Source organism: Hyphomicrobium zavarzinii ATCC 27496, from assembly GCF_000383415.1.
GTDB lineage: Bacteria > Pseudomonadota > Alphaproteobacteria > Rhizobiales > Hyphomicrobiaceae > Hyphomicrobium_C > Hyphomicrobium_C zavarzinii.
The window spans coordinates 205,291-213,538 of sequence record NZ_KB911261.1 but is presented as its reverse complement, the minus strand read 5'-3'; the positions used below and the strand labels follow the sequence as shown (position 1 = coordinate 213,538).

Here is an 8,248-nt window from a genome sequence, read left to right as displayed (position 1 = left end):
TGCTCGCGCTCGCCGCCAACGAGGCGAGCCTGGGCGCGGGCGTGCGGCTGCTCGCGGTCTATTCGGCCGGGCTCGGCGTTCCGTTCGTGCTGGCGGCGGTGGCCATCCGCCCGTTCCTGTCGTTCATGCACCGCTTCCGCCGCCATCTGGGGCTGATGGAGAAGATCATGGGCCTGCTGCTGGTGCTGACCGGCATCGCCTTCCTCAACGTGTTCGAGTGGTTCAGCATCCAGGCGCTCGGACAATGGCTGATCGAGACGTTCCCGGGTCTTGCCCGCGTCGAGGAGCTGATGACGCCCGAAAAGCTCCAGCACGATCTCCGCACGCTAACGCCCGGAGGTTGAGGACGTGGACGGATCAGGTCGAGGGGCGGCTGCAAGGAAGGCGATATATAGGAATATAAAATAAATGCGGACCCCGTCTTCGATGATGCGCAGTCGTCGCTAGAATGCCGCGAACGATGCGTCGATGCGCGGCGCGTCCCGGAGGATTGCTGGGGGATGTCTGGTTCTGGCGAATACGCACTTCTCTTGCTTGCGCTCGCCATGCTGGCCGGTATGTCGATCTACAGCGCGAGTGTGAGCCTCTCGTTGCGGCGGGCGAAGCTGGTGCTGAGAGATGAAACGTCCAATCGGCTGAGCGTCGAGGAACGGCTGGCCGAAAGTGAGCAGCGGCTCCGCCAGATCATTGCCACCGAGCCCGAGTGCGTGAAGATACAATCCCTCGACGGGATCATTCTCGAAATGAATCCTGCCGGCCTCTATCTGGTGGACGCGGACCGCGCCGAGGACATCGTGGGAACGTCCGTCTATCGGGTCGTGGCGCCGGAGTATCGCGATCCTTATGACGAGATGACCCGGCGCGTGTTTCTCGGAGAGCGCGTCAAGATGGAGTTCCAGATCATATCCCTCAAGGGACGCCAGCGTTGGCTCGAGACGCACGCGGCGCCTTTGAAGGATCAGGACGGTACGGTTAGGGCGCTCCTTGGCATCACACGCGACATCAGCGATCTCAAGCGCTACGAGGACGAGATCCGCCTGCATTATCGCGAGCTGTCTGTCGCGTCACGTTTGAACTCCATGGGGCAGATGGCGACGGCCCTCGCGCACGAGCTCAATCAGCCCCTGGCTGCGATCGCGAATTACTCCCGAGGCTGTCTCTATCGCCTGGAGAACGGCTCGAAAGGTTCTGAGCTGAAAGTCGCGATGGAGCATGTGTGCAGGCAGGCGGAACGGGCCGGCGATATCATCACCAGCGTCCGCCGGTTTCTATCGAAAGGCAGCGCGACGTTCCATCACCTCGATCTGCGCGCGCTTGTGCTCGACGCCCTTCGGATCGTCGCGCCGGAAGCCCATGCGCATCAGGTCAAGGTTTGCACCCGGGGCGTCACGTCGGTCCCACGCGTGATGGGAGAAGCCATACAGATCGAGCAGGTCATCCTCAATCTGGTTCGCAACGCCATCGAGGCGATGGATGCGATGGGGCCTGGCCAGGACAGGCTGGTTACGATCACGCTCGAGGTTGCCGAGCCGAGATCAGTGCGCCTCCTCATCGAAGATCGTGGCCCCATTGCCCCCACCATCGATTCGGACAAGATGTTCGAGGCGTTCTTCACCACAAAGCCCACGGGGATGGGCATGGGGCTTCCCATCTCACGATCGATTGTGGAAGCCCACGGGGGACAGCTTGCGGTGAGAACCAACGCGCCGGAGCCCGGTCTCACGTTCATCATCGAGCTGCCTATTCGTGACGGAGGGGAGAATGCGGGCTAACGAATGGGTGTTCGTCGTGGACGACGATCAGGCGGCCAGGGAGTCGCTCGAGTACTTGCTCACGTCCGTGGGCTATCGCGTGTGCACGTACACGAGTGCGAACGAGTTTTTGGACAAATATGACGACCGCCTGGGATGCGTGATTCTGGATATTCGCATGCCGGGCATGAGTGGCCTCCAGCTTCAGCTCGAGCTTCAGAAAAGGCAATCTCCGCTTGCCAGCATCGTCGTCACCGGGCATGGCGATGTTCCGATGGCGGTGACGGCCATGCGGCACGGGGCCATCGATTTCCTGCAGAAGCCCTTCAACAACCAGGTCCTGCTCGACAGGACGGAGGAGGCGCTTGCGCGCGCGAGGGGGCTCTACAAGGCGGAAACCGCGCGCTCCGAGGTCGACGCCAGCTTCAACCGGTTGACGTGCCGCGAGCGCGAGGTCGCGTGGCTCATCTACTCCGGCATGCCGAACAAGCGTATCGCCACCGAGCTTTCGCTGAGCTGCAAGACAGTGGAGGTCCATCGCGCCAACGTCATGGCGAAGATGTCGGCCCACTCCGTCGCCGAGCTGGTGCAGAAGCTCGGCGTGCTCGTCACCCCAAAGCCCTGCTAGACGCTTAAAATGAGCTTCTGACCGGCCATGCGCGACCGCGTTCGGATCGGTCGGGCACGCGCGCGCGACGACGGATAAGCGCCCCACGGACGATCCGGTTGTCCGTGCCTTAGGGAAAGTCCCTAGGTTCGCTCGGAATGCCCCCAATTGTGGCGTCCGGCACCGCAAGCGTAGCCTTCCCACACAATCAACACGGCAAAAACCACAGGGAAGGAAACGGGCATGTCTCAAGAGAAAATTAAGCAGATTCTCCTCGCGGCCATGGGCAACATCAAGGAGAACCCGGGTAGCGCGAAGGTGGTCTTCCGGGCTTCCACCGAGCTCGGCGAGGGCATGCACTGCCTTGGCAAGATCCGCGACTTTCCGGCCATGAGCATCGATGAGCCTGCGGACCTCGGCGGCACGGACCGCGGTCCCAATCCGGTCGAGATCGTGCTCGTTGCGCTGGGAACGTGCCAGGAAATCGTCTATCGCGCCTATGCCGCCGTGCTCGGAATCGAGCTCGAGAGCGTCAAATGCAATCTTCGCGGATACATCGATCTGCGCGGCCTCTTCGCGCTGCAGGACGACATTCCCGCGGGCTACCAGAAGATCATCTTCGAGACCGAGGTGAAGAGCTCTGCCAGCCGCGAGGAGCTCTGCAAGCTCGCGGAAATGGTCGAGAAGCACTGCCCCGTTCTCAACACGCTGCAGGCCCCGGTCGAGGTCGCAGGCAGCGTGGTGATCAACGGCCAGCCGATGGCTCTCGAGGCAACTGCCTGAGCATGCATCACCACATGGTCATACTCGGCGGCGGACCGGCAGGGTACGTCGCCGCTTCTCACGCTGCCGCGCACGGCGCGCGAGTGACACTCGTCGAGCCGAAACCCCTTGGGGGAACCTGCCTAAATCAAGGCTGCGTTCCCACCAAGGTTCTCGTCGAAAGCTGCGGTTTGCTCGAAAAGCTGAGGAGAGCCGATGAATTCGGCCTCCAGGTTGCGGGCGCGGTCTCGGCCGATTGGACCTCCATCAACCGGAGGTCCGCGGCCGTCATCGCGATGCTCGGAGAGGGCATCGAGCGCCTGATGGAGGATCGCAGCGTCACCTGCGTTCGCGGCTACGGCGAGTTCCTGGACGCGAACACCATCGGCGTGAATGGCGAGCACATCCAAGCCGACAGCATTCTGGTATGCACCGGCTCCAAGCCGATCGCCGATCCGCACTTCAACGTGGATGGGGAGATCATCGGAACGTCCGACGATCTGCTCGCCTGGGAAACCTTGCCGCGATCCTTGATGATCGTCGGCTCGGGCATCATCGCCTGCGAGTTCGCATTCATCCTCGACAGCCTGGGGGTCGAGGTCACGCTGCTCGCGAGCGGGTCCCGGCTGATGTCGAGCGCCGACAAGGATGTTTCCGCCGTCATGCAGCGGGAGATGCGCAAGCGCTCGATCAAGGTCGAGTTAAACTGTCGCATTCAGTCTCTCGTGCACGCCGCAAACGGCGTCAGCGCATTTGCCGGCAACAGGATCGTCTGTTCCGCGGAGCGCGCGCTCGTTGCCGTCGGCCGGAAGGCGAATACGGCTGATCTCGGCTTGGAGCGGGCTGGAATTCGCACCAACGAGTGGGGCGAGATCGTCGTGGACGAGGTGCTGAAAACGAGTGCCCCGCGCGTCTATGCTCCCGGTGACGTAAATGGCCGGTCCGGACTGGCGCACGCCGCTTCCGCCCAAGCCAAGCTCGCGGTGGACCACGCCCTCAGGCGCGAGTTCAACTTGATCTACGACCGCGCGATACCCGTCGCCGTCTTCACCAATCCGGAGATTGCCTGGGTCGGCCGTACGGAGGACGAAGCCAGAGCCGATGGCCTCGATGTGGTCAGCGGCAAGTTCGATCTACGGGGCCTCGGCCGTGCGCACGCCCTCGGTGAAATCTCGGGCTTCGCCAAAGTGGTCGTCGACAAGAGCACGGGAGAGCTGATCGGCCTCCACATCATCGGGCCGCACGCGTCTGAGATGGTGCATGAGGGAGCGATCGTGCTTCAGCGCAACGGAAAGGCGGCGGAGCTCTTTGCGACCGTCCATGCCCATCCCACGATTTCCGAAGGTGTTCTGGAAGCCGTGGAGGATGCACTCGGGCAGGCCACGCACAAGCCGCTCGCGGCCGCACGAAAGGAGCACAATGTCCTGCAATTCTCTTGATGGTGCGCTCTTTCACAGAAGCCACCTGTGGCTTCGGCCGTCCGCGGGATCGCGCGAGGCGCATATCGGCGTCTCGGACTTCGCGCAAAAGCAGCTCGGAAAGATCCTGTACGTTGAGCTTCCCCGGGCGGGAGATCACATCGAGGCCGAATCTCCCTTTGGAACTGTCGAATCGTACAAGGTCGTTTCCGAATTGATCGCGCCCGCTTCGGGTGAGGTTCTGGCCGCAAATCAGGATCTGAGCAAAAAGGCAGGCTTGCTGAACGAAGACTGCTATGGAGACGGATGGCTTCTCACCATTCGCCTGGCCGAATCGGCCGACCTTTCGTCGCTGATGGCGCACGAATCGTATCTCGCCTTTCTCGGGGAGCGAGGGAGGTAACGGGTTAGCGCCCGCACGGCTCACCGGATCAGGCGGCCGGGCTGGATTTCGACACCTGCACGTAATAAATGATGCGGCCGGATAGCGATGATCCGGCCGTATTATTTTTTAAATCTATTAATAGCATTCACAAATAAAATAAATGGCGGCCTACCTATTTCCTGTTGTTCTGCAATATATTGACTGCCTCAATTTGTGTGACTGAATGTAGACATTTGCGTGTGGAACTTTCGTCTACGGACATTTTTTCCGATTTCAGTTTCCAGCTTTGTGATAATCCGAAAATCGATGGTGTGAAGTTTGGCGTGCGGCCGTTTTGAATTCGGCCGTGGGGATATTGGGCCGCACCACGAATGACGCACAATTCACGGGAGAAACAAAAGATGAAAGTCAGGGGCAAAAGTGCGCTTGTGGCTGCGGGGCTCGTTGCCGGCGGATTGCTTTCCGGTGGCGCCAACGCCGCGGACCTCGGGGGCAATTGCTGTGCTGATCTCGAGGAGCGTGTTGCCGAGCTTGAGGCGACCACGGCGAGAAAAGGCAACCGGAAAGTGTCGATGACGATCAGCGGCTGGGTTAGCCAGCAGCTCATGTATTTTGACAACGGCGCGGTTGACGACGTCTACGTCACGGATATCGGCTCCACCATCGCCTCCCACGTCAAATTCTCGGGAAGCGCCCAGGTGACGCCGGACGTCACTGCCGGTTACGTACTCCATCTCGAGGTGATGAACGCGGATCCGATCACGGCGGGCAACCCCGCTTGGCGCGATAACGGTCCCTATGCCTATGGCATCACGAGCGACGATACGCTCCAGAACAATGCCGTGAAGTCGCTCTATTCGTACTGGTTCCTGAAGAGCAAGAGCCTTGGCCAGGTGATGGTCGGCCACATCCCGCAGGCTTCCGAGCACGCGGCCATGCTGGTGGATGGATCCGGCTCGCTTCTGCAGGCGAACTGGACGCCCCTGAACGGCCTCGGCATCGCCTTGGCACGCAACGGCCGCGAGCTTCTTCTCGACGCCGACTTCGGCCTGCCCACGCTCGTCCCGAACGTCGGCTTCCCGCTTGGCGCAGCCATGTGGTGCGGCTCGAGCTCGCTGCCGACCGGCGGCAACTGCGCGCCGGTTCCGATCAACGGCGTGCGCTACGATTCGCCGACGTTCGGCGGCTTCTCCGCGTCGGCCACGTGGGGTGAGGACGATTTCTGGGATGTCGCCCTTCGCTATGCCGGCGAGCACGGCGGCTTCAAGGTGGCGGCAACTGCGGCCTACAACTGGAACGGCGACGAAGGCATGTACACCCGGCTTCAATACGGTGACCGGCCTCAGCAACGTCGTGAAGCGCGACGCAAGCTACTTCCAGATCGGCGCCTATCTGCAGCACGTCTCGTCGGGCCTCTTCCTCTATGGCTCTTACGGCAAGGAAGAGAACGACAACATCCTCGTCACGCAGGCGCTCACGGATGCGCAGCCGAGCGGCGATGTCTGGTATCTGAAGGCGGGCATCCGGCGTAACTGGGTACCGCTTGGCGCCACGGTGCTCTACGGCGAGTATTCCGAGCGCAACGACATGTACCATCCCGATCTCAGCGCATTCGGGGTCACGGGCAGCAACCTGACGCAGTGGGGCCTCGGTGCCGTCCAGGAGATCGACGCAGCCGCCATGTCTCTGTGGCTGACGTACAAGAACTATGACGCGAGCTTCGAGGGTGCTCCTCCGGCCATCAGCAATCTCGACGACATCAACGTCGTGGCTGCGGGCGCCATGATCTCGTTCTGATACGACCACTCCCAACTGGTTGACGACGAAGAGGAGAGAGAGCCGCAAGGCTCTCTCTCTTTTTTTTGCGCCTCACGCGGTGCGGAAGGTCTCGAAGCTCGCGGCGGCGAAAAGGCTCAGGCCTCGAATCGCGAAAGCCGGAATGGCGAGAGATCGAACCGCAGCGCGCGCCCCATCGCCATGGTGGCCAGGATCTCGCCGATGGCGCTCGAGAACTTGAATCCGTGACCGGAGCAGGGCGAGGCGACGATTACCTCGGGGAAGCCCGGGAGCGTATCGAGGATGAAGTGCTCGTCTGGGGTGTTGGTGAAAAGACAGGTTCGGAGGGCCAGAACGTCCCCATTCGCTTCCGGGAAGAAGCGCGCGATTCCCTCCCGCAGCACCTCCTCGTCCTGCTGGGTGGGTACGCGCGAAAGCGTATCGGCCTCACCCCGCTCCCGCAGATGGTGATAGAGACCGATCTTGAAGCCCGGCACGGTCCACATCGGAAACTGGTAGAAGTGTCCGAGGTCGCTCTTGAGATTCGAGACCGGAAACGCGCCAAGGCGATAAAGCTCGGGCGTGCGCGGCCGGAACCAGCCGAGCACCTGCCGCTCGGGAACAGCGATCTCCTTGAGACGGGGAAGCATCTCGCCGATCCACGCGCCAGCCGAGGCGACGAGCCGGCCGGCCTCGTAGGTGCCCCGCGTGGTGCGGACGCGAACGCCGCCGCCCGGAGCGGGCGAGACTTCGAGAACCGGCTCATGGCCGCGGATGATGGCACCGCTTTCGAGCGCAAGCCGCGCAGCCGCCGTGACCGCGCGCTCCGATGCGACGAAGCCGCCGTCCATTTGATAGACGGCCTGGAAGGTGTGGGGCAGCAGATATCCGGGATAGCGCCGCATCACCTCCGCCGCCGACAGCAGCTCGTGATGGAGATGATGCTCCCGGCAGCTTGCGAGCGAGCCGTTGATGACCTCGGAGCCTTGCGCGCCGATGTCCATGGATCCGGTGACGAACAGGATCTGCTCGCTCGAGAGCTGCTCAAGCTCCCGCCAAAGCTCATACGCCCGCCGGAGAATGGGCACGTAGAGCGGATGCTCGAAATAGGCGAGCCTGATGATGCGATGCTCGCCGTGGGAAGAGCCCATCTGGTTCGGGATGTCGTACCGGTCCAGCCCCAGCACGCGCAGGCCACGCTTGGCCAGTTGCCAGCACGTCTGGGCACCCATGGAGCCTACGCCAGCTACGATGACGTCGAATGTATGCACGGGGATGCTCGTCGATAATCGGGGGGTGATCTAAAACAAAATAATAGAATGGCAGCATGAATGGGAACGGAAATGACGGGGCCGGAAGGGACCCTATCCGCCCAAATGGCGGGATGCGCGGAGCCCTATCCTCGGTAAGGAGGTCCGTGGGCGCCTGCCGCGATCTCCGTTGACGGATCGGGGAGTAGAGTCTCGGCCGTAATTCGCTGATCCGCATCAGCAAAATGATCCGCCATGAGATCGTACAGTGTCCCAACGGACACATCCAAACGTGCGAT

Annotated in this window: 8 protein-coding genes and 1 pseudogene; 8 read left to right on the top strand and 1 reads right to left on the bottom strand. The window is 61.9% G+C overall.

Features of this window, described 5'->3' with window-relative positions; translation table 11 throughout:
* From F812_RS0118575 to F812_RS27050, 8 genes and pseudogenes are all read left to right on the top strand, one after another.
* Window positions 1–344 (top strand): annotated as a pseudogene (locus F812_RS0118575) (cytochrome c biogenesis protein CcdA); the annotation flags it as partial.
* A 156-nt stretch (window positions 345–500) separates the two neighbouring features.
* Window positions 501–1,772: a sensor histidine kinase gene (locus F812_RS0118570; protein ID WP_020087491.1), complete on the top strand. Its 1,272-nt coding sequence runs from the start codon at window positions 501–503 to the stop codon at window positions 1,770–1,772.
* Window positions 1,762–2,379, top strand: coding sequence for a response regulator transcription factor (locus tag F812_RS0118565; RefSeq protein WP_020087490.1), 618 nt, complete (start codon window positions 1,762–1,764; stop codon window positions 2,377–2,379). Before F812_RS0118570 ends, F812_RS0118565 begins: the two co-directional genes overlap by 11 nt.
* A gap of 222 nt (window positions 2,380–2,601) precedes the next feature.
* The gene (locus F812_RS0118560; RefSeq protein ID WP_020087489.1) at window positions 2,602–3,141 is read left to right on the top strand and encodes an OsmC family protein; all 540 of its coding nucleotides are present in this window, start codon (window positions 2,602–2,604) and stop codon (window positions 3,139–3,141) included.
* 14 nt (window positions 3,142–3,155) lie between these two features.
* Window positions 3,156–4,559 (top strand): dihydrolipoyl dehydrogenase, encoded by a 1,404-nt coding sequence (lpdA, locus tag F812_RS0118555; protein ID WP_245257712.1) that lies wholly within the window; start codon window positions 3,156–3,158, stop codon window positions 4,557–4,559.
* Entirely contained in the window at window positions 4,540–4,941 is a 402-nt protein-coding gene (locus F812_RS0118550) for a glycine cleavage system protein H (protein ID WP_020087487.1), read from the top strand. Before lpdA ends, F812_RS0118550 begins: the two co-directional genes overlap by 20 nt.
* Before the next feature lie 383 nt (window positions 4,942–5,324).
* Window positions 5,325–6,455, top strand: coding sequence for a porin (locus F812_RS24615; protein ID WP_051113875.1), 1,131 nt, complete (start codon window positions 5,325–5,327; stop codon window positions 6,453–6,455).
* 22 nt (window positions 6,456–6,477) lie between these two features.
* Window positions 6,478–6,720, top strand: a complete 243-nt coding sequence (locus F812_RS27050; RefSeq protein ID WP_051113874.1) for a hypothetical protein — start codon at window positions 6,478–6,480, stop codon at window positions 6,718–6,720.
* Between the two features lie 116 nt (window positions 6,721–6,836).
* Here F812_RS27050 and solA read toward each other — a convergent pair whose 3' ends face one another.
* A complete protein-coding gene (gene solA / locus F812_RS0118540) occupies window positions 6,837–7,970 on the bottom strand; it encodes an N-methyl-L-tryptophan oxidase (RefSeq protein ID WP_020087486.1) in 1,134 nt (377 codons plus the stop codon).
* Window positions 7,971–8,248 lie beyond the last annotated feature (278 nt).